Annotated in this window: 16 protein-coding genes; 5 read left to right on the plus strand and 11 right to left on the minus strand. The window is 68.2% G+C overall.

The features are described from left to right. Positions 1 to 62: 62 nt before the first annotated feature. On the minus strand, positions 63 to 1124 hold the full coding sequence (locus VAPA_RS24305) for an AbrB family transcriptional regulator (protein ID WP_021012657.1): 1062 nt from the start codon (positions 1122 to 1124) through the stop codon (positions 63 to 65). A gap of 60 nt (positions 1125 to 1184) precedes the next feature. Here VAPA_RS24305 and VAPA_RS24310 point away from each other — a divergent pair, with 60 nt between their 5' ends. Then, positions 1185 to 2015, plus strand: coding sequence for a ChaN family lipoprotein (locus tag VAPA_RS24310; protein ID WP_021012658.1), 831 nt, complete (start codon positions 1185 to 1187; stop codon positions 2013 to 2015). Positions 2016 to 2063: 48 nt separating this feature from the next. Here VAPA_RS24310 and aptA read toward each other — a convergent pair whose 3' ends face one another. Further along, a complete protein-coding gene (aptA, locus tag VAPA_RS24315) occupies positions 2064 to 3398 on the minus strand; it encodes an omega-aminotransferase AptA (protein ID WP_021012659.1) in 1335 nt (444 codons plus the stop codon). 67 nt (positions 3399 to 3465) lie between these two features. On the opposite strand from aptA, the gene purU reads away from it, so the two are divergent. Further along, positions 3466 to 4323, plus strand: a complete 858-nt coding sequence (purU, locus tag VAPA_RS24320; RefSeq protein ID WP_021012660.1) for a formyltetrahydrofolate deformylase — start codon at positions 3466 to 3468, stop codon at positions 4321 to 4323. Between the two features lie 29 nt (positions 4324 to 4352). On the opposite strand, the gene VAPA_RS24325 is transcribed toward purU, so the two are convergent. The 4 genes from VAPA_RS24325 to VAPA_RS24340 all read right to left on the minus strand — a co-directional run bounded on the left by VAPA_RS24325 (position 4353) and on the right by VAPA_RS24340 (position 11174). Further along, entirely contained in the window at positions 4353 to 4730 is a 378-nt protein-coding gene (locus VAPA_RS24325; RefSeq protein WP_021012661.1) for a YXWGXW repeat-containing protein, read from the minus strand. A gap of 131 nt (positions 4731 to 4861) precedes the next feature. Next, positions 4862 to 6088, minus strand: a complete 1227-nt coding sequence (locus VAPA_RS24330; protein WP_230558926.1) for a GDSL-type esterase/lipase family protein — start codon at positions 6086 to 6088, stop codon at positions 4862 to 4864. A gap of 164 nt (positions 6089 to 6252) precedes the next feature. After that, a complete protein-coding gene (locus tag VAPA_RS24335; protein ID WP_021012663.1) occupies positions 6253 to 9549 on the minus strand; it encodes a carboxyl transferase domain-containing protein in 3297 nt (1098 codons plus the stop codon). Positions 9550 to 9560: 11 nt separating this feature from the next. Further along, positions 9561 to 11174 carry an AMP-binding protein gene (locus VAPA_RS24340; RefSeq protein ID WP_021012664.1) on the minus strand — a complete coding sequence of 538 codons (1614 nt, stop codon included), beginning with the start codon at positions 11172 to 11174 and terminating at the stop codon, positions 9561 to 9563. Between the two features lie 86 nt (positions 11175 to 11260). On the opposite strand from VAPA_RS24340, the gene VAPA_RS24345 reads away from it, so the two are divergent. The 3 genes from VAPA_RS24345 to VAPA_RS24355 all read left to right on the plus strand — a co-directional run bounded on the left by VAPA_RS24345 (position 11261) and on the right by VAPA_RS24355 (position 16897). After that, positions 11261 to 11959: a TetR/AcrR family transcriptional regulator gene (locus VAPA_RS24345; protein ID WP_021012665.1), complete on the plus strand. Its 699-nt coding sequence runs from the start codon at positions 11261 to 11263 to the stop codon at positions 11957 to 11959. A 26-nt stretch (positions 11960 to 11985) separates the two neighbouring features. Then, a complete protein-coding gene (locus VAPA_RS24350) occupies positions 11986 to 13242 on the plus strand; it encodes a branched-chain amino acid ABC transporter substrate-binding protein (protein ID WP_021012666.1) in 1257 nt (418 codons plus the stop codon). 424 nt (positions 13243 to 13666) lie between these two features. Then, positions 13667 to 16897, plus strand: a complete 3231-nt coding sequence (locus tag VAPA_RS24355) for a bifunctional cytochrome P450/NADPH--P450 reductase (protein ID WP_021012667.1) — start codon at positions 13667 to 13669, stop codon at positions 16895 to 16897. A 12-nt stretch (positions 16898 to 16909) separates the two neighbouring features. On the opposite strand, the gene VAPA_RS24360 is transcribed toward VAPA_RS24355, so the two are convergent. From VAPA_RS24360 to VAPA_RS24380, 5 genes are all read right to left on the minus strand, one after another. Beyond that, entirely contained in the window at positions 16910 to 17683 is a 774-nt protein-coding gene (locus VAPA_RS24360; protein WP_021012668.1) for an esterase/lipase family protein, read from the minus strand. 86 nt (positions 17684 to 17769) lie between these two features. Next, on the minus strand, positions 17770 to 18405 hold the full coding sequence (locus VAPA_RS24365) for a TetR/AcrR family transcriptional regulator (RefSeq protein ID WP_021012669.1): 636 nt from the start codon (positions 18403 to 18405) through the stop codon (positions 17770 to 17772). Between the two features lie 47 nt (positions 18406 to 18452). Beyond that, the gene (locus VAPA_RS24370; protein WP_041946231.1) at positions 18453 to 18980 is read right to left on the minus strand and encodes a phasin family protein; all 528 of its coding nucleotides are present in this window, start codon (positions 18978 to 18980) and stop codon (positions 18453 to 18455) included. A 17-nt stretch (positions 18981 to 18997) separates the two neighbouring features. Beyond that, entirely contained in the window at positions 18998 to 19555 is a 558-nt protein-coding gene (locus VAPA_RS24375) for a hypothetical protein (RefSeq protein ID WP_021012671.1), read from the minus strand. 136 nt (positions 19556 to 19691) lie between these two features. Then, complete coding sequence (locus tag VAPA_RS24380) at positions 19692 to 21350, minus strand: WS/DGAT/MGAT family O-acyltransferase (RefSeq protein ID WP_021012672.1); 1659 nt, start codon at positions 21348 to 21350, stop codon at positions 19692 to 19694. Positions 21351 to 21392: the final 42 nt, after the last annotated feature.

Below are 21392 nucleotides of genomic sequence, written 5' to 3' on the forward strand. Positions count from 1 at the left end.
CCACCCGAATCAAGAAAAGCGCCCGACAGGCGCTTTTTTTGCGTCCTTTCAGCGCCCGCCGCTCATTTCCGTTCGTAAATCCATCGGTACATCGGCCCGACGAGCAGCAGCACCGCCACCAGCCGGCACACCTGGAACGCCGTCACCACCGGCACCCCCAGCTGCAGCACCTTGGCGGTGATCGACATCTCGGCAATGCCGCCCGGCGAGGTGCCCAGGATCATCGTGGCGGGATGCAGCCCCGTCGCCCAGGCCAGCAGCCAGGCGGCGCCCGCGCACAGCACCAGCATGCCGACAGTGCCCAGCGCCACCGTCCCCAGCCAGCGCGGCGCCGTGTGCAGGAATTCGCGGCTGAAACGAACGCCCAGGCTCACCGCAATCACGAGCTGCGCGGTATTCGACATCCAGGCGGGCACGGCCGAAAGCGACTGGCCCGCAACGGTGAAAGCCATCGCCACCACCAGCGGCCCCATGAACCAGGGGTTGGTGCGGCCCAGCGCCTGCATCGCAAGCCCGCCGGCACCGGTGGCCAGCGCGAGCAGCAGGAGCCCGCCCGCATTCACTTCGCGCACCGCGGACGGATTGACGTCGAGCCCGTGCAGGCCGCTCCACTGCATCGCGAACGGAATGGCGATGGTCACCACCACCAGGCGCAGGCTGTGCGCCGCGGCGACCAGATCGGTGCGCGCGCCGGCCGATTCGGACAGCAGCGTCATCTCGGAGGCGCCGCCGATGGCGCCTGCGAAGTAAGTCGTGGCTCTCATGGATCTGGCCGGCACATGCGGCATCCGCTGGGCGTGCAGCCCGTGCAGCCAGCGCCCGAATCCCCAGCCGAGCAGCAATGCCCAGGCAATGGCAAGCGCAATGGCCCACCAGACGCCGGCCACCAGCGCCACCACCTGCGGCGTGAAATAAAGGCCCAGCACCGTGCCGATGGTCCACTGCCCGGCATTGCGCAGCGGCGTGAAGCTGGCCGTGGGCGCGCCGGCAATCGATGCCAGCGATACCGCCAGCAGCGGGCCGATCATCCACGGCAGGGGCGTATGCAGGGCGAGGCAGATTTCCGCCGCGGCGAGTGCAAGCAACAGCGTGGCCAGCACGCGAACCAGAAAGCGGAAAGACACGACAGGAAGAAGCGGAATTGGATGGCGCTGCGTGCGAGCGCCAACGCATAGTATGGCGCGATGCGATGCCACCCCTTTCCCGCACGGGCTTCCCGATTCCTGCTGCCCCTGTTCGCGGCCATTGCCTGTGCGGGTTGCACCGCTTTCCTCGACGGCCCCAACGCACCCGTGGCGCGCCGCGCGGCGGCGCTGCTGCCGGTGGATGCGCTGATCCTGGGCGAGCAGCACGACGCCCCGGAGCACCATGCGATCGAGCGCGAAACCGTCGAGGCGCTGGCCAGCCGGGGCAAGTTGGCCGCGCTGCTGCTCGAAATGGCCGAGGAAGGCCACAGCACCGCCCGCCTCGACGCCACGGCCACCGATGCGCAGGTGCGCGACGCGCTCGCCTGGAACGAGAAAGCCTGGCCCTGGCAGAGCTATGGCCCGGCCGTGATGGCGGCGGTGCGCGCCGGCGTTCCCGCCATCGGCGCCAACCTGCCGCGCGCGCGGATGAAGAACGCCATGACCGACGTTTCGCTCGACGTGCAGCTCAACGGCGAGGCCTACACCGCACAGCAGGACGCCGTGCGGGAAGGCCACTGCAAGCTGCTGCCCGAGCCCCAGATCGTGCCGATGACACGCATCCAGGTGGGGCGCGACCGCGCCATGGCGCAGGCCATCGTCAAGGCCCGCCAGCCGGGCAAGACGGTGCTGCTGATCAGCGGCGCGGGCCATGCCACCAAGGTGCTGGGCGTGCCGCAGCACCTGCCGACCGATGTGTCGGTCAAGGCCGTGCGGCTGCAGGCCGGCGAATCGCCGGACGAGGAACAGGACAAGGGGGCCTACGACGCCGTGTGGCGCACGCCCCCGCTGCCGCCAACGGACTACTGCGCAGGAATCCGCGTTCGATAGCCTCCGCGCTGCGCGCTGCGGTCTTCGCCTTGGGAGCGGCCCGGCGGCTCAGGCAAACTTCCTGATCGAGTCCGCCAGCGTGTTGACCAGCGTGTCGATGTGCTGCTTCTCCACGATGTACGGCGGCGCAATCACCAGCACGTCGCCGGCGGGCCGCACCAGCGCGCCCTTGTGGAAGCAGTCCAGGAAGATGTCGTAGGCGCGCTTGCCCGGTGCGCCCGCGATGGGCGCGAGCTCCACCGCGGCGGCCAGGCCGAGGCTGCGGATGCTGATCACGTTCGGCAGGCCCTTGAAGGCGCTGTGGAACGCATCGCCCAGCACCTTGCCCATTTCGCCGGCACGGGCGAACAGGTCTTCCTGCTTGAACAGGTCGAGCGTGGCAATGGCGGCGGCGCAGGCCACCGGATGGCCCGAGTAGGTGTAGCCATGGAAGAACTCGACCACATGCTCGGGCGCGTCGGTCTTCATCATCGCGTCGTAGAGCTTGTCGCGGCAGATCACGCCGCCCAGCGGAATCACGCCGTTGGTCACGCACTTGGCGAAATTCAGCATGTCGGGCACCACGCCGTAATAGTCCGACGCGAAGTTGGTGCCCATGCGGCCGAAGCCGGTGATGACCTCGTCGAAGATCAGCAGGATGCCGTGCTTGTCGCAGATCTCGCGCAGGCGCTTCAGGTAGCCCTTGGGCGGCAGGTACCAGCCGGCCGAACCGGCCACCGGCTCCACGATGATCGCGGCGATGTTGCTCGGGTCGTGCAGCGGCAGGATGCGGGTCTCGAGCTCGACCAGCGGGTCTTCGGCCCACACCGGCTCCTCGTTGTGGATGTAGGCATGGTTGACCGGGTCATGGATGAAGCGCATGTGGTCCACGCGCGGCAGGAAGGCCGAGCCGAACACCTTGCGGTTGCCCGGAATGCCGCCCACCGACATGCCGCCGAAGCCCACGCCGTGGTAGCCCTTCTCGCGGCCGATGAACACGTTGCGATGGCCCTCGCCGCGCGCGCGGTGATAGGCCAGCGCCACCTTCATCGAGGTGTCGGCCGCCTCGGAGCCCGAATTGCAGAACAGCACCTTGTTGAGGTCGCCGGGCGCCAGCGCGGCGATCATCTCGGCCGCCTTGAAGGCCTTGTCGTTGCTGACCTGGAACGCGGTGGCGTAGTCGAGCGTGTCGAGCTGCTTCTTGATGGCCTCGTTGATGGGCTTGCGGTTGTGGCCCGCGCCCACGCACCACAGCGACGAGATGCCGTCGATCACCTTCTTGCCGTCGTGCGTGGTGAATTCCATGCCGTCGGCGGCCACGAAAACGCGAGGGTCTTTCTGGAAGTGGCGGTTGGGAGTGAAAGGCAGCCACTGGTTGCCCATGTTGAAGTCCTGATAAGCCATCGATTGCTCCTGCTTAACGCGCACCAAAAAACGGCATTCTGGCACCCCTGCGACAATCGTGCCCCTCATGACGACCACTACGCCCGCTTACATCCTGAACCTCTCCTGCCCCGACCGGACGGGCATCGTGCATGCCGTTTCGGGCTTTTTGCTCGAACGCGGCGGCAACATCGAGGAAGCCGCCCAGTACAACGACCACGACACGGGCCTGTTCTTCATGCGCGTGCGCTTCGCCTGCAGCGACCACACCGAGGCGGCCCTGCGCGAACAGCTCGCCACCTTCGGCGCCGGTTTCGGCATGAACCTGCAGCTGCATGCCGCGGCAGAGCCCATGAAGACCGTGATCCTGGTCAGCAAGGAAGGCCACTGCCTCAACGACCTGCTGTTCCGCTGGAAGAGCGGCCTGCTCGCCATCGACGTGCGCGCCATCATCTCGAACCACCGTGACTTCTACCAGCTGGCCGCCAGCTACAACGTGCCCTTCCATCACATTCCCGTGACGGCCGCCACCAAGGCGCAGGGCGAAGCCAGGCAGCTGGAAATCATCGAGGCCGAGGGCGCCGAGCTCGTGGTGCTCGCGCGCTACATGCAGATCCTGAGCAACGACCTGTGCAAGAGCCTGGCCGGCCGGGCCATCAACATCCATCACTCGTTCCTGCCCAGCTTCAAGGGCGCCAAGCCCTACTACCAGGCGCACGACCGCGGCGTGAAGCTCATTGGCGCCACCGCCCACTACGTGACGGCCGACCTCGACGAAGGCCCGATCATCGAGCAGGACGTGGCGCGCGCCGACCACACCGACACGGTCGAAGACCTCACGGCCCGCGGCCGCGACACCGAGAGCCAGGTGCTGGCCCGGGCCGTGAAGTGGCACAGCGAGCACCGGGTGCTGTTGAACGGGCACCGCACGGTCGTATTCCGGTAGCGCGGGAGCCCGTTCAGGATTACCGCAGGTCAGTTCCGGTTCGGATTGTTCGGACGGCGGTCGTAGCGGTTCGGCACGCCGTCGCCGTCACGGTCCCATTCGCCACGGCGGTATTCCCAGCGGCCGTCGCGTTCGCGCCATTCCGGCGGACGGTAGGCATAGCCCGGACGGGCGCGCACATACATGCCCCTGATCCATACATGGTGTCCACCCCGCCATTCATAGTGCCCCGGGGCCCACACATAGCCGCGGCGCGGAGGCGGAATGCGCTCGTGGCGTGGCGGCGGCGGCGGCACCTCGACAAACACGCCGGGCTGCGCCTGGGCGGCGGTCGGCACCATCAGTACGCCCCCCACCGAGAACAGCGAAGCGGCGGCGACGGAAAGGGTGATTGCGAGTTTTTTCATGGGTGTCCCCTCATGAGTGGTTGGAGCCTTCATGCTGACGAGGCCGTGTGAAGCGCCTGTAAGCACTCGACGGGACATTGTGTAGAGGTGTATCGCCAACGCAGTGCCTTTGTTGGCACTCACTCCTGCGGCTACTCCTGCAATTCGCGGAGGTCGACAGCCGCGGCCATGGCAGCATGGCCCGCCTTGTTGGGATGCAGGTGGTCGCCGTTGTCGTAGAGGGGATTGAACGTCGTCGGATCGGCGGGGTTGCGCAGCACGGCGTCGAAATCGATCACGCCGTCCACGTCCTGGCGGCTGCGGATCCAGCGGTTGACCTCGCCGCGCATGGCCTCGGTCGCCTCCGTCCAGTAGGGCGTGTTCCTGAACGGCGGCACGGTGCCGATCAGCACCTTCACGCCCTTGGCGCGGGCCTGCTTGACCAATTGCTGCAGGCCATCGGTGATGCGCTCTGCCGTCACGACCTCATGCTCCGGCGTCGGCCGCCCCGGCAGGACGAACACGCTGCGGCCGATGTCGTTGGTGCCCAGCAGCACCATCACGTGCGTCACGCCGCTCTGCCCGAGCGCATCGCGCGCAAAGCGCGAGAGGCCGTTGGGGCCGATGCCGTCGGCCAGCAAGCGGTTGCCGCCAATGCCCATGTTCAGCACCGAGACCGCCTGCGCCGCCGAAGGGCTGTTGCGCAGGCGCGTGGCGAGCAGCTCGGGATACGACCCGTCGCCCGCCTCGCCGCCGCCCGCGGTGATCGAGTCGCCGAAGGCCGCCACCGTGCGCACGGGCTGCGTGGTCATCACGTCGAAGCCGGTCACGATGTGATTCAACGGCAGGGGCGCGGCGTCGTTCAGCCGGGGCGTTGCAACGGCATTGCCCCCAGCCACCCAGCTGGTGTCGGGCGACTGCAGGTGAACGGTCGCAAAGGGCACGGCGCGATCGAAGAAGGCGCTCACCGCCACCGCCTGTCCGGCCTCGACTTTCAGGCCGACACCGTCGCTCCAGGCTTCGGCGCCCGGCGCGATGACCACGCTGCCGCGCCCGCCGAAACGCAGCGTGCGCAGCGTGGCCGGCGAAACCGCACCGGCACCGGTACTGCGCGCCACGCTCGCCGCGGCAATGTGCAACGGCGCCTTGCCGAACCGGTTGGAGAAACGGATGCGAACGCGATCGCCCCCCAGCGCAGGCTCGAACTGCTGCCGCAGCGTCTGTCCGCGGAACGCGTCACCGCCGGGCCTGGGTGCCGCAGCCTTGAGAAGGGGATTCGCGCTCAGCTCGCGGAAATCCACCGGGGCAACAGCCCAGCTGGCGACCCAGTGCGCCTCGGCGGGCTGCCTCGGATGCGTATCGGGTTGAACAGCCTGCACGGCCACTGCTACGGCGAACAGCAGGCAACCGGCCGCGGCCATCCAATGCCGCAGCGCACCTTGGCGAAGAGCAGAAAGCCAATGCGAATCCAGTCTCATGCGCGCAAAGCGACCCAGTTTACGGAGCCCCCTTGCCACTGCATGTGACGAGGTCTAGTGCATGGTTACCAAGTGTCTACATAGGGCAAGGTCGCCTGCGTGGAACGCCCCGCGGATGCGAGTCCGCGCACCAGCCAGGTGCGGGTTTCGGCGGGATCGATCACCGCATCGATCTCGAGCGTCTGCGCCATGTGGATCGCCTCGCCGTTGGCGTATTGCTGCGCCACCAGCGTCTTGAACAGCGCGTCGCGCTCGGCGCCTTCGGGCACCGCGGCCAGCTCCTTGCGGTAGCCCAGGCGCACCGCGCCCTCGAGCCCCATGGCGCCGAATTCGCCGGTCGGCCAGGCCACCGTGAACACCGGCGCATCGAAGCCGCCGGCCGTCATGGCCTGCGCGCCCAGGCCGTAGCCCTTGCGCAGCACCACGGCAAAGAAGGACACGCGCAAATGCGAGGCCACCATGAACATGCGGCAGACATGGCGGACCTGCGCCTGTGCCTCGATCTCCGGGCCGACCATGAAGCCGGGCGTGTCGCACAGCGAGACGATCGGCAGCCCGTGCGCGTTGCACAGCTGCATGAAGCGCGCGGACTTGTCGGCTGCTTCCACGTCGATGGCACCGCCAAGGTGATGCGGGTTGTTGGCCATCAACCCCACCGGCCTGCCCTCGATGCGTGCCAGCGCGGTGACGATGCCCGCGCCGAAGCCGGCGCGCAGTTCGAGCAGCGAGCCGGTGTCGGCCACGCCGCGCATCGCGGCGCGCACGTCGTACACGCGCAGCCGGTTCTCGGGCACCACGTGGCGCAGCGCGCGCGGGTCAGCGCATTGCCAGTCGGAAACCGCTCCCTGGAAATAAGAAAGGTATTGCTTCGCGGCAGCCACCGCCGCGGCCTCGCCCTCCACGAGGATGTCGATCACGCCGTTGCGCGACTGCACGCTGCTCGGCCCGATCTGCTCGGGCGCGAAGCTGCCGAGCCCGCCGCCCTCGATCATGGCGGGGCCGCTCATGCCGATGTTGCTGCCGCGCGTGGCAATGATCACGTCGGCACAGCCCAGCAGCGCGGCGTTGCCCGCGAAGCAGCGGCCATGCACGATGCCCACCACCGGCACCTTGCCCGAGAGTGCCGCGAACTGGCTGAAGGTGTGGTTGTTGAGGCCCGCGACGATGGGCATGTCGGTATCGCCCGGCCGCCCGCCGCCGCCTTCGGCGAACAGCACCACCGGCAGCTTCAGCTGGTGCGCGATCGACAGCATGCGGTCGGTCTTGTGGTGGTTGCGCATGCCCTGCGTACCGGCCAGCACCGTGTAGTCGTAGGCCAGCACGGCGCAGCGCGACGCCTCGGGGCCGAACTGCTTCGCGTTGATGCTGCCCAGGCCCGTCACCATGCCGTCGGCCGGCGTGTTGGCGATCAGGTCTTCGAGCGTGCGGCGGCGCGTCTGCGCGGCGATGGCGAGCGCGCCGTATTCGATGAAGTTGCCGGGGTCGGAGGCCGTGTCGCACAGGTCGGCGATGTTCTCGCGCGCGGTGCGTCCGCCCTGCGCATGCCGCTTGGCCACGGCCGCGCCGCGGTTGGCGTCGAGCGTGTAGGCATGGCGGTCGATCACCTTCTGCAGATCGGGCCGGATGGCGTCGAGGTCCTGTTCTGCGCGCGCCTCGGCTTCGGCCGCCTCGGCATCGACGGGCTCCAGCCGCACCAGCGACTGGCCTTCGACGAGGTAGTCGCCCGGCTCGGCCAGCAGCGCGACCACGCGGCCGGCCGCGGGCGCGTGCAGCAGGTGCTCCATCTTCATGGCTTCGAGCACGCCGAGCTGTGCGCCGGCAGGAAGCACATCGCCCACCGCCACCTCGAACTGCACCAGCTTGGCGGGCATCGGGGCCTTGATCGTCAGGTCGTCCGCTTCATCGGCTGCAGGCCCCGCCGCCTGCATGACGGCAGGTGCGATCTTCTTTGCATGCTTTTCAAGCGACGCCGCGGCGGCCAGCAGGTCGCCCAGATGCGCCTCGACGAAGCGCGTGTGCACCGCCTGCGCCGCAAACTCGGGCCGCGCCGCAATGGCGCGCAGCAACGCAAGGTTGGTCGCGATGCCGTCGATGTGGCATTCCTCGAGCGCGCGCAGCGAGCGGCGCAATGCATCGGAAAAATGCGGCGACGACGAATGCACGATCAGCTTGGCAAGCAGCGTGTCGTAGTGCGGCGAAGGCGCGAGCCCCGCGTAGCCATGCGTGTCGACCCGCACGCCGGGCCCGCTCGGCAGATCGAAGCGCGCAAGCGTTCCGCCCGAGGGCCGCGCGTTGCCATGGGCATCGAGCGTCTCCGCATTGATGCGCCATTGCACCGCAAACCCGCGTTGCGCCGCCGTGCGGCCGGCGTCCACGCCAAGCGCCTTCAAGGGCTGGCCGGCTGCCACCGCCATCTGCAGCTGCACGAGATCGAGGCCGGTCACCGCCTCGGTCACCGTGTGCTCCACCTGCAGCCGCGGATTCGCCTCGATGAAGACGAAGGGAAGCGTGGCCGATGCGGCATCGACGAGAAATTCAAAGGTGCCCAGGCTGCGATAGCCCGCGGCCTTGGCCATGCGCAGCGCGGCCTGCGTGATGGAGGCCCGCAGCGCATCGGGCAGCGAAGGGCTGGGCGCGATCTCCACCAGCTTCTGGAAACGCCGCTGCAAGGTGCACTCGCGCTCGCCGAGGCTGGCCACGGCCTGACCATCGCCCAGCACCTGCACTTCGATGTGCCGCGCATTGCGCATCAGGCGCTCGACATACACGCCTTCGACGCCGAAGGCCGCCTTGGCCTCGGACACGCAGCGCGCATGCGCTTCGGGCAAATCCTCGGCATTCAGCACCGCACGCATGCCGCGCCCGCCACCGCCGCCGATGGCCTTGATCATCACGCCCGCAGCACCCTGCGCCTGCTGTTCGGCAAAGAAGGCCTGTGCCTGCGCGAGCGTCACCGCGCCGGCGCTGCCGGGCATCACGGGTACGTCGCATTGCGTGGCAAGCGTACGTGCACGCGCCTTGTCGCCGAACAACGCCAGCTGCTCGGGCGCGGGCCCGATGAAGACCAGCCCCGCGTCCGCGCAGGCCTGCGCGAAGTCCGCGCGTTCGCTCAGGAAGCCGTAGCCGGGATGCACTGCATCGCAGCCTTGCGCCTTCGCCACGCCGATCAGTGCGGCAACGTCGAGGTAGGCCGAGGGCCCGGCCGCGTCGAGCGCGACGGCTGTGTCGGCCAGCTGCGCATGCAATGCCGACGCATCGTCGCGCGCATGCACCGCCACGCTGGCAATGCCCAGGTCGCGCAGCGCGCGCACCAGCCGCACGGCAATCTCGCCGCGGTTGGCAATCAGGACTTTGGAGAGCAAGGGAGAACCTTTCAGGCATTGTCTTTCAGCAGGCGCCGCAGCACCTTGCCGGCACCGGTGGTCGGCAACGCATCGATGAAGCTCACGGCGCGCGGCGCCTTGTAGCTGGCCATGTTGTCGCGCGACCAGGCCATGAGCGCGTCGGCCTCGAGCGCCGCGCCGGGCTTGCGCACGATGAACGCCTTGACCACCTCGCCCTTCTCGGCATCGGGCTGCGCGATGACAGCGGCCTGGGCCACCGCGGGATGCTTGATGAGGATGGTCTCGACCTCTTCGGGAAACACGCTGTAGCCCGAGACCTTGATCATTTCCTTGAAGCGGCCGATGAAGGTGAGATAGCCATCGGCGTCGAGCTTGCCCATGTCGCCGGTGTGCACCCATCCACCCTGCAGCGTGGCCGCCGTGGCCTCGGGCTTGTTCCAGTAGCCCTTGAAGGAACCGGGGCTGGCCAGCACGATCTCGCCGACCTCGCCCGTGGGCAGGTCGGCCTGCGTGTCGGGGTCGACGATGCGGATGCTCACGCCCGGCACCGCGATGCCCTGCGTGCCCCAGCGCGGCGCGTGGTGCGGCGTGTAGGTGTCGCAGGTGTGGGTTTCGCTGAGCCCGTAGGCGGCTTCGAACGACGTGCAGTTGGGCGCATGCGTGCGCCATTGCGCGGCCAGCGGCTCGGTGAAGGTGATGCCGAAGCTCGTGACCGGATTGCGCCGCAGGCTCGAGAGGTCGAAGCCCGCGATGTCGGGCACCTGCATGCAGGCCACGTTCATCGGCGCGATGCTGTACCACCAGCTCACCCTGTAGCGCGCGATGGCCTGCAGCACCGCGCGCGGATCGAATCGATGCAGCAGCACCGAGGCCGCGCCGCTGAGCACCGGCACGTTCACGCCCATCAGCATGCCGGCGATGTGATAGAGCGGCGCGATGGAAAGCAGCACGTCGTCGCCGGCCACGCCGTTGCAGTCGGCTGCCCCGCGGGTCTTGAAGAGCGCATTGCCGTAGCTCAGCATCGCGCCCTTGGGCAGCCCGGTGGTGCCGGAGGTGTAGGTCATGAGTGCCACGTCGTCGAGGTCGATGGCCACCGGCTGCGGCACTGCGCTGCCCTGCATCACGGCCAGGAAATCTTCGCATCCCTGGGGCACGCTGCGCGGAGCGTTGCGCTCGGCGAGCAGTTCGGCGGGCAGGTCGGGCACGGGCTCTTCGGGCAGCAGGTCGGCGTAGTGCACCACGAACACATGCGCGAGCGCGCTCTCCGGCTGCACCTTGCGCACCACCGGCAGCAGCGGCGCGGCGGCGACGATCACGCGCGCCTTCAGGTCGTTGACCTGGTAGGCCAGCTCGTGCTCCTTGTTGAGCGGGCCGCTCGGGCAGACGATGGCGCCGATCTTCTGGATGCCGAAATGCGCGACGAGGTATTGCGGGCAATTGTTGAGGAACAGCACCACCGGCTCGCCCTTCTTCACGCCGATGGCCTGCAGCCGCGCCGCGAAGGCATCGCTCGCGCGGTCGAGCTGCGCCCAGCTCATGGCATGGCCGTACCAGATGCAGGCCACGCGGTCGCCGCGCTCGCGCGCATGGGCGCGCAGGTACTCGTGAAGGGGCTGTTGCGGACGGTCGGGCAATGTCTCCATGGCGTCACTTTCTCAGGGTTATCGATAGCCGCCTGCACGGGGCAAGCGCTTGCCAATGGGTGCATGGTGCACCAACAATCCTACCCATGGGTATAACTTCCGCGACACGGCACAAACCCTCTGGCAAGGCCGGAACCTCGGCCGCTGCCACGGCGCAGCCGCACCTGCCGCAGGGCACCGGGCGCCAGCGCGCAGCCACGCAGGGCACCGACCTCCAGCGCGAGCGCATCCTGCAGGCGGCGGCACGGCTCTTTGCGGCGCAGGGCTATGCCAACACCACCATGGCGCAGATCGTTCGCGCGCTGGGCGTGACCAAGCCGTTCGTGTACTACTACTTCCGCGACAAGCAGGAGATCTTCGAAACGCTGTCGTGGCGCCCCGCGGTCGATTGCTTCACCGCGCTCGATTTCGCGGCCGGCGATCCGCGCCGCGCGAGCGAGAAGGTGCTCGAAGGCATCGAACGCCTGATCCGCGCCACCATTGCGCACCACCCCTGCGCCTTCTTTCCGTACCGCGAGCCGCAGGTGTACCGGCCCGAATACATCGCGGCGCAGAAAAGACTCGCGCACCACTTCTACGACCTGCTCTGCCCGCTGCTCGAAGAGGCGCGCCGCGACGGCGACCTGGACTTCACCGAAACCAAGATCACCGCGCTGGCCGCCTGCAGCCTGCCGGGTTTCCTTTACAGCTGGTACCGGCCGGGCGGGCGCCTCTCGCCCGACGAGGTGGTGGCCGAACTCACGAAGCTTGCGAGCCGGGTGATCGGCCTTCGCACCCAAGACTGACCACAAAACCCGAGAGAGACAAAACCATGAAGTCCAAGCACGCGCCACTGGCGCCGGTCGCCCTCGCCTGCCTGCTGGCCCTTGCCGGCGGCGTGCAGGCGCAGCAGCCCACCTACAAGATCGCCTACATCGACCCGCTCTCGGGGCCGTTCGCGAACGTGGGCGAGCTGATGCTGACGCACACGCAGTACGCCATCGAGGAGATCAACGCCAAGGGCGGTGTGCTCGGCGGCACCAAGCTGCAGCTGCTGCAGTTCGACAGCAAGCTCTCGGCGCAGGAAAGCCAGAGCGCGCTGCAGGCGGCCATCGACCAGGGCGCCAAGGCCATCGTCACGGGTGGATCGGGCTCCTCGGTGGTGACCGCGCTCGTTCAATCGGTGGCGCGCTGGAACCAGCGCAATCCGGGCAAGGAACTGATCGTGCTGAACCATTCGTCGATCGACCCCGAGATGACCGGCAAGGGCTGCAGCTTCTGGCACTTCCAGACCGAGGCCAACACCGCGATGAAGATGAAGGCGCTGGCCAACTACATCAAGAAGACGCCGGACGTGAAGAAGGTCTACCTGCTGAACCAGGACTATGCGCATGGCAAGCAGTGGGCGAGCTACGGCAGGCAGCTGGTGGGGCTGGCGCGGCCCGATGTGCAGTTCGTCGGCGAAACGCTGCATCCCATCGGCCGCGTGAAGGACTTCTCGCCCTACATCGCGAACATCAAGCAAAGCGGGGCCGACTCGGTCATCACCGGCAACTGGGGCCAGGACATGACGCTGCTGCTCAAGGCCGCGGGCGATGCCGGCTACAACCTGCGCTACTTCAACCACAGCGCGGGCTCGGTGCCGGGAACGGTGCTGGCGGTGTCGCAGGCCAGGCTCGGGCAGCTGACCTGGGTGGCGGAATGGCATCCGGGTCAGGCCGAAACGCCGCGCGCCGATGCCCTGGCCAAGGCCTACAAGGCGAAGACGGGCAAGGACTTCCTCGCGCCGCGCATCGACTTCACGCCACGCCTGCTGGCCGCCGCGATCGACAAGGCCGGCTCGACCGACACGGTGAAGGTGGCGCGTGCGCTCGAGGACACGAGCTACGACTCGGTGGTGGGGCCGATCCGCATGCGCGCCGAGGACCATCAGCTGCTGCTGCCGCAGGTGGTCAACACGATTGCACCGGTCGACGGCAAGAGCGTGAAGGTGGGCTGGGAAGGCACGAACTACGGCTTCCGGACGGACGCTGTCTACACGGGCAACGAGTTGGCACAGGGCTCTGAATGCAAGATGGTTCGGCCCTGAGGGCTTCGGCTTCCTGTTGGGGCTGAAGTCCTTCTGGGCGCGTGCCCAGGTCACCGGGTACTCCCCTCCGCGAATGTCCCCCGCCCTTCGGGCTCCTCCTTGATTTCGCTGCGGGGAGCACCCGATGCCCTGTGCACCTGGACACGCGGCTATTGATCCTGCAATCAACGACCGCTGCGCATAACGCTCCCGCCGATGGGGTGCCTTGCGCAGCGAAATCAAGGAGGAGGCCGCAGGCCGGGGGACATTCGCGGAGCAAGGCACCCCGTCGGCGGGAGCGCACCCCGCACAGCGGCGCCCCCGAACAAGGGCACTGAACCAGCCTAAGGGAAACCCCGTCCTGCCCGCCGCCGGTGCCCTCGGGATACTCCGGAGTCACACCCCGGAATCTCCGAAGCGGGTCCACTCCAAAGGCACGACACCCATGGCAGGCAAAAACTCGCTCCATCCGATCCCGCATCCCGCAAAGAAACCGTTCGTCGGCAACCTGCTGTCGATCGGCTCCGACTCCCCCGTGCTCGACATGTGGAAGATCGCGCAGGACCTCGGCGGCATCTACTGGCTCGACATGCCGGGCATGCCGGTGATCGTGGTGTCGTCGCCCGCGCTGGTCGACGAGCTTTGCGAAGAGGCGCGCTTCGACAAGAGCACGCGCGGCGCGCTGCGGCGCCTTCGCGCGGCATCGCACGGGCTCTTCACCTCCGACACGCACGAGGAGACCTGGTCGAAGCCGCACAACATCCTGCTGGCCAACTTCAGCCAGCGCGCCATGCAGGCCTACCACCCGATGATGCTGGACATCGCGGGCCAGCTGGTCACCAAGTGGGAGCGCCTGAACTTCGACGAAGAGGTGGACGTGGTGCGCGACATGACGGCGCTCACGCTCGACACCATCGGCCTGTGCGGTTTCGGCTACCGCTTCAATTCGTTCTACCGCGAGGGCTTCCATCCCTTCGTCGATGCGATGGTGCGCACGCTGGAGACGGTGCAGAACCGCCGCGGCCTGCCGCTCGAAGAGTTCATGCTCAAGAAGGAGCTCGCGCAGCAGCGCAAGGACATCCGCTTCATGCACAAGATGGTGGAAGACATCATCGAGGAGCGCCGCGCGGGCGGGGCCGACATTGCCACCAAGCCCGACCTGCTGAGCTACATGATCGCGGGCGTGGACAAGAAGAGCGGCGAGAAGCTCACCGACAAGATGATCCGCGACGAGTGCATCGAATTCCTGATCGCGGGGCACGAGACCACCAGCGGCCTGCTCTCGTTCGCGATCTACTTCCTGCTCAAGAACCCCGAGGCGCTGGCCAGGGCGCAGGCCGAGGTCGACAACGTGTTCGGGCCCGACACCTCGCAGAAGCCGACCTATGCGCAGGTCAACCGCCTGCAGTACGTCATGCAGGTGCTGAAGGAGGCGCTGCGCCTGTACCCGACCGCCCCCGCCATCGCGATGCGCGCGAAGGAAGACACGACCATCGGCGGCCAGTACACGATCAAGAAGAAGAACATGGTCATCATGCACGCGCTGGCGCTGCATCGCGACAAGGGCATCTGGGGCGAAGACGCCGACGCGTTCAACCCCGACCACTTCAGCCGCGAGGCCGAGCGCGAGCGGCCGGTGAATGCCTTCAAGCCCTTCGGCAACGGGCAGCGCGCCTGCATCGGGCGCCAGTTCGCATTGCAGGAGGCGGTGCTCACGCTGGGCATGATCCTGCAGCGCTTCGACCTCGTCGACCACACGGGCTACAAGCTCAGGATCAAGGAGGCGCTCACGATCAAGCCGGAAGGCCTGAAGATCAAGGCACTGCTGCGCGACCCGGCCACGCGCGCCCGCGGCAATGGCGCCCACGTGGAGGCGGCGGTTGCGCCGTCCGCTTCCACGAAACAGGCCGCGCGCAAGCCGCAGGCCGCGCGCCACGGCACCTCGCTGCTGGTGCTGCAGGGCTCCAACCTCGGCACGGCCGAAGACCTGGCGCGCCAGCTGGCCGAGGCCGGCGAGCTGCGTGGCTTCTCGACGCAGGTGGCTTCGCTCGACGACTACGCCGAGCGGCTGCCCGCCAATGGCGCCATCGCCATCGTCTGCGCCTCGTACAACGGCGTGGCGCCCGACAACGCCGCCGAGTTCCATCGCTGGCTCGACAAGGCCGACGATTCGCTCAATGGCGTGCGCTTCAGCGTCTTCGGCTGCGGCAACACCGACTGGGCCGCCACCTACCAGGCGGTACCGCGGCGCATCGACGAGCGGCTCGAGGCGCTCGGCGCCATGCGCGTGCATCCGCGCGGCGAGGGCGATGCGCGCGAGGACATGGACGGCGCCTTCCAGGACTGGAGCGACGCGCTCTGGCCCGAACTGGTGAAGGCCTTCGGCATCCAGTCCGGCGCCGACACGCCCGCCGAGGCCGAGCCGCTCTACACGCTCGAGGAACTGCCGCCGCCGCAGAAGAACGCACTCGTCGACGCGCTGGGCGCGGTGGCCCTGCGCGTGATCGAGAACCGCGAGCTGCAGAAGAACCCCGGCGGCGCCGGCGAAGCGGGCCGCTCCACGCGCCACGTCGAGCTGATGCTGCCCGAAGGCGTGAACTACCGCGCCGGCGACCACCTGAGCGTGGTGCCGCGCAACAGCCCGGCCCAGGTGGAGCGCGCCATGGCGCGCTTCGGATTCGACCGCTCGGCGCATGTGCGGCTGCATGCCGATCCGGGCCGCAAGACGGCCCTGCCGGTCGACCAGGTGATGGCGGTCGACCGCCTGCTCGGCGACTATGTCGAGCTGCAGGACGTGGCCACGCGCAAGCAGATCGCCACGCTCGCGGCATACACCGAGTGCCCGGTCACCAGGCCGAAGCTCGCCGCGCTCTCGGGCAGCGACGAAGCCTCGCAGGCGGCCTACAGGGCCGAGGTGCTGCACAAGCGCAAGTCGCTGCTCGACCTGCTCGAGGAACACCGCGCCTGCCAGCTGCCGTTCGCGGTGTTCCTCGAAATGCTGTCGCCGCTCTCGCCGCGCTACTACTCGATCTCGTCGTCGCCGGCGATGACGCCGGGGCGCTGCAGCGTCACCGTGGGCGTGGTCAGCGCGCCGGCGCTCTCGGGCAACGGCACCTTCGAGGGCGTGTGCTCCAACTACCTGGCGCGCGCCGAAGCGGGCGACACGGTGCACGGCGTCATTCGCGAGACCACGGCCGAAGGTTTCCGCCTGCCCGAGGATGCGCAGCGGCCGCTCGTCATGATCGGCCCCGGCACCGGCCTCGCGCCGTTCCGCGGCTTCCTGCAGGAGCGCGCGGCGCAGGTCGAGCGCGGCGAAGCACTGGGCGACGCGATGCTGTTCTTCGGCTGCCGCCATCCCGAGCAGGATTTCATCTATGCCGAGGAGCTCGAGGCCTGGTCGCACCGCGGCCTGATGACGCTGCACACGGCGTTCTCGCGCGCCAGCGAGCGCAAGGTCTATGTGCAGGACCTGATCCGCGAGCAGGGCGCGGCCGTGTGGAAGCTGCTGGAAGCGGGCGCGGTGATCTATGTATGCGGCGACGGTTCGCGCATGGAGCCCGACGTGCGGCGCACGCTGGCCGACCTGGCGCGCGAGCATGGCCATGACGGCGCGGCGTGGATGGACCGCATGATTGCCGACCAGCGCTATGTGCTCGACGTCTGGGCAGGGGCCTAGCCCCTCGGAAACTCAGGCCTTGCGGCCTGGATCGGGATAGACCAGCGGCCCCAGCAGGCCGCGGTTGAAAGGCTTCCAGCCGCCCTCCTGCTGCGCGAGCCGATCGGCCACTGCATAGAGCACCGCCGGATGCGCGCCAAGCCCGAGATGGCTCGCCACCACCTCGATGTTTTCTGCCTGCGGCCCCGGCTTCTCGAGGCTGCAGCGCCATGCGACCACGCCGTCGGTGCGGCTGAAGATCGAGGTCGTGGGCACCGGCGGCGTGGGCTGCACGAACTTCATGCGGCGCGGGTCGTGCGAGCTCTGGCCGCTCACGCCCTCGTACACGCGCCATGCATTGGTGGCGCGCGGGCTGCCGGAAAACGGACTGCCCAGGGTGATGACGTTGCGCACCAGCTCCGGCTGCGCCGACGCCAGCAGCCGCGCGTACACGCCGCCAAGGCTCCAGCCGATCAGGCTGACCTTCTGGCCGCTCTTTTCGCAGAGGGACTTCAGGAGCGCGAGCATGCCGTCTTCCACGCCTTCGCGCGGGCCGAAGTTGCGGCCCAGGCCCCAGCCGTGCGCGTCGTAGCCGCGGCTGCACAGGTAGCGGCGCAGCACCAGCGTCGAGCCGTCGCCCGCCACGAGGCCGGGCAGCACGAGCACCGGATGCCCGTCGCCGCGCGGCGCGAGCTGCAGCAGCGGCCACATGGCGATGCCGGCGCCCGTTTCCCAGAGTGCGCGCGCTTCGGCCAGCAGCAGCAGGCCCGACGGCGGCGCGATGGGGTCTCGGGTGGCGGTGGTCATGGGGGCGGCATTCCTTTCTGTTCTTTGTTCTGTAGGACGAGCATGGCGAACCGAAGTTTCACCGCGCCGTCGGACAACAGCGATCTTTATCCGAGGTATTTGCCCCGCAGGTAATCGAGGTAAGCCCTCGATTCGCTGGAAACATACGGGGAAATCAAGGTCAGCGTGTAGAAAGCCGCCAATCCCGGGTCGGCCTGCGCCAGCGCGTCGCGCCCCGGCACCAGGCGTTCGAACGAGAGCCAGCAGGTGGTGGTGAAGACCATCTGCAAGGCGAGGATGCGCGCCTGCTCGGCGCTGGTCTCGATCACGCCCGAGGCCACCAGCCCTTCGCACAGCGCCTGGGCCGCCAGCAGGTTCTGCGCGGTGAGCGCCTGCGCGCGCTGGCCGAGCGCGGGGTATTCGCTGGCCAGAAAGGCCATGTCGCGGTAGATGAACCGGTACTGGTCGATGGCTTCGAAGCGAAGGTGCAGCGCCAGCCAGAGGTCGTCGATCGCGGTGATCGAGCCGGAAGACCCGTCGAGCACTTCGAGCCGCTGCTCGAAACGCCGGAACAGCCATTCGACGATCAGCTGCTTGGCCTTGAAGTGATAGTGCAGGTTGCCCGGGCTCATCCCGAGCTCGGCCGCAATCTTGTGCGTGGACACCGCCGCCAGGCCTTGCGCATTGAACAGCGCAAGGCTGGCCTGCAGGATGCGCTCGCGCGTGGTGTTGGAACTGGCCACAACCGGCTGATGCTGCTGCGTGCGTCGGTGCTTCGCCGGGCCGACGCTCAGCGCTTGCCGCTGCCGCGCGGGCCGGCGTTCTTTGGCTCGAGTTGCGCGAGGCGTTCGCGCAGCCGGATCACCTCTTCACGCAGTGCCTGCACCTCTTCCGCGCTGGGCATGCCCAGGCGCTGCAGGGCGGTGGCCACGCGCTGGTCGAACACGTCCTCGAACTTGCGCAGGCCGAAGCTGTCGAGGCTCGGGAAGCCGCGGGGAACCGCGGGCTTGGCACCCGCCGGATCGAACTTGCCCTGGCCGATGCCCAGCAGCCCTTCGATCACGTTGGCCTGGCGCTTGGCGACGTCGTCGCGCACATTGCCGAGCACCTTCAGGCCGGCACGCAGCAGGCCCTCGGCGCCGACGGCCTTTTTGCCCGGCCCGGCGTCCGGTGCGGCAGCAGCCGTTTTTTTCGTTGCCGCCGCAGCCCTCTTCCCGGCTGCGGGCGCCTTCCTGGCCGCAGGAGCCTTCCTTGCAGGCTTCGCAGGCGCCGCCCTCTTCTTCTTGGCATCGTCCGTCGGATCGAGGCGGGTCGCCATGCGTTGTTGCTCCAGGGTCAGGCCGCCTTGCGGGCGGCGGTGCGGCGAACCGGCTTCTTGGCGGCGGCGGCCTTGGCCTTCACGCTGCGCACGGGCTTGGCTTCTTCTTCGGTGCCGCTCACGCGCACTTCGATCTGCCTGGCACCGGCGGCCACCTTGTCGGCGATCTGCACCGACACGTTGGCGATCGGCTGGTTCAGGGCATTCAGCGTCTTGACCACCGAGCTGACGACGGGCGATTCGACGCGCGCCACGCGGCCGGCCACGGTTTCGATGCCGCTCGTGGTGCCTGCGGCGACGCGGTCCATCACCGAGACGATGCGGCCGGTGTCGATGTCCAGGCGGCTGGCCAGGAAGCCGTTGATCTTTTCCTGCGCGCCGATCAGGTTGGCCTTGACCTGCTCGCTCACCAGCGGAAGCTGGCGGCTGCCCAGGAATTCGCTGTAGCGCGAAGCGGCGCCGCCGAGCAGGCGATGAACGCCGGCGCGATAGGCACCCACCAGGGTCTTGCCTGCGTCGTTGTACTGGCCGATGACGTGGATGGCAGCGGAAGAGAAGGAAGCTTGCGTGGTCATGTGGATTTCCTGGAAGTTGATCGGTCGCGGGAATCGCGATGGGGTGATCTTCTTCCGGAGTGCCTAGGCCTGAAAAGCTAGAACGGTTGGAAAACTAGTCCAACTGCCCCAATTTTCCGGCCCGCCTGCCTGCCGATCATGCCGCAGCGGCCGCCCTGGCGCGTTTGGCGGGCGCGGCGGGTTTGCGCGGCGCGGCCTTGGGTGCGGCTGCCTTGGCCGGCACTTTCCTGGCGGCAGTCTTGGCGACCGGTGCCTTGGCTGCGGAGGCCTTCACTGCCGGCGGCTTCTTTGCTGCCGCCTTCCTTGCAACGGGTTCCGCGGCAGGTTTCGCGGCAGGCTTGGGTGCCGCCTTCGCGGGAGCCGCGCCCGCTGCCGCGGGATGTGTCTGCGTCAGGCCCATCAGCAGCTGGTGCTCGGCCAGCATGTAGTCGCCGATCTCTGTGATGTCGGGCACCGCGCGGCGGCAGGCGATGAGGCCGTAGTCCATGCGCCCGTTGTAGCTCTGCACCGTGACGTTGAGGGCCGTGCCGTGGCTCGCGATCGACACCGGGTAGTAGCTGGTGACGAGCGCGCCCGCAAAGTACATCGGGAACGGCGCGCCCGCCACGTTGGAGATGGCCACGTTGGCGGCCGGCGGCAGCAGGTTCACGAGGCCCGAGCGGCCCACCATCGAGGCGATGCCCGACACCAGCCAGGGCGCGGCAAAGGTGGGAAAGTCGTCGAGGATCACCGCCTTGAAGCGGTTCATGGTCGACTTCGAGCTGGTCGACGAGGCGTTGATCGCCTTCAGCCGCTGCACCGGGTCGGTGATGTCGGTGGCCAGGCTCACGAGGATCATGCTGGCCTGGTTGTTGGCCGTGTCGTCGCCGGCCTCGCGCAGGCTCACGGGCACGCCGGCCACCAGCGGCTTGGCCGGCAGCTCGTTGTTGTCGGCCAGGTAGTGGCGCAGCGCGCCGGCCACGGTGGCCATCACCACGTCGTTGAGCGACACGCCGAAATGCTTGGCGATGTGCTTGGTCTCGGCCAGCGAAATGGTGCGGCCGGCGAAGGTGCGCTGGTTGGTGATCGACACGTTCAGCGAGGTGCGCGGGGCAAACAGGTTGAACTTCTTCGGCGCGGTGGCGGCGTCCTTCTCGGCCGCCTTCTCGTCGGGCTTGGCCAGGCCGCCGAGCGCCCGCGCAATGGCCGGCGCCATCTTGAACAGCTTGACGTACTGCTGCGCCGTGTTGCGCAGCGCCGCGGTCGCGAGTTCGGCCATGCCGAGCTGGTAGCCGCTGCTGCGCGGACGCGCGCGCGGCGGCTTCACCACGCGGCCCGTGGGCTCGAGGTCGAAGATGGCCTTGCCGAGCGCCACGCCGGCCTGCCCGTCGATGCCCGCATGGTGCACCTTGGTGTAGAGCGCCACCTGGCCGCTCTTCAGGCCGTCGATGATGAAGAACTCCCACATCGGGCGGCTGCGGTCGAGCAGCGTGGAATGCAGCCGCGCCACGTACTGCTGCAGCTGCCGGTTGGTGCCGGGCCTGGGCAGCGTGATGTGGCGCACGTGGTAGTCGAGGTCGATGTCATCGTCGGCCACCCACACCGGGTTGGTCATGTCGAAGGGCATCAGCGCGAGCTTGCGCGTGAACACGTCGGCCAGGTGGATGCGGCCGGCCATGAACTGCTTGGCGTCCTCGTAGAAATCGCCCTTGTAGCCCTTGGGCAGGTCGAGCACGTTGAGCGAGCCCACGTGCATCGGCATCTCGGGTGTTTCCAGGTGCAGGAAGGTGGCATCAAGACCGCTCAGGTGTTTCATGTGTCGTGTCTCCTTGTGTTCGCCGGGCGCCGTCCGGCAGGA

The sequence above is a fragment of the Variovorax paradoxus B4 genome, assembly GCF_000463015.1.
Lineage (GTDB): Bacteria > Pseudomonadota > Gammaproteobacteria > Burkholderiales > Burkholderiaceae_C > Variovorax > Variovorax paradoxus_E.

Coding starts and splice junctions, on each gene's coding strand:
- aptA (WP_021012659.1), bottom strand. CDS start 3,398: ATGGCTTATCAGGACTTCAACATGGGCAACCAGTGGCTGCCTTTCACT.
- VAPA_RS24345 (WP_021012665.1), top strand. CDS start 11,261: ATGGGTATAACTTCCGCGACACGGCACAAACCCTCTGGCAAGGCCGGA.
- VAPA_RS24360 (WP_021012668.1), bottom strand. CDS start 17,683: ATGACCACCGCCACCCGAGACCCCATCGCGCCGCCGTCGGGCCTGCTG.
- VAPA_RS24350 (WP_021012666.1), top strand. CDS start 11,986: ATGAAGTCCAAGCACGCGCCACTGGCGCCGGTCGCCCTCGCCTGCCTG.
- VAPA_RS24370 (WP_041946231.1), bottom strand. CDS start 18,980: ATGGCGACCCGCCTCGATCCGACGGACGATGCCAAGAAGAAGAGGGCG.
- purU (WP_021012660.1), top strand. CDS start 3,466: ATGACGACCACTACGCCCGCTTACATCCTGAACCTCTCCTGCCCCGAC.
- VAPA_RS24355 (WP_021012667.1), top strand. CDS start 13,667: ATGGCAGGCAAAAACTCGCTCCATCCGATCCCGCATCCCGCAAAGAAA.
- VAPA_RS24340 (WP_021012664.1), bottom strand. CDS start 11,174: ATGGAGACATTGCCCGACCGTCCGCAACAGCCCCTTCACGAGTACCTG.
- VAPA_RS24375 (WP_021012671.1), bottom strand. CDS start 19,555: ATGACCACGCAAGCTTCCTTCTCTTCCGCTGCCATCCACGTCATCGGC.
- VAPA_RS24325 (WP_021012661.1), bottom strand. CDS start 4,730: ATGAAAAAACTCGCAATCACCCTTTCCGTCGCCGCCGCTTCGCTGTTC.
- VAPA_RS24310 (WP_021012658.1), top strand. CDS start 1,185: ATGCGATGCCACCCCTTTCCCGCACGGGCTTCCCGATTCCTGCTGCCC.
- VAPA_RS24380 (WP_021012672.1), bottom strand. CDS start 21,350: ATGAAACACCTGAGCGGTCTTGATGCCACCTTCCTGCACCTGGAAACA.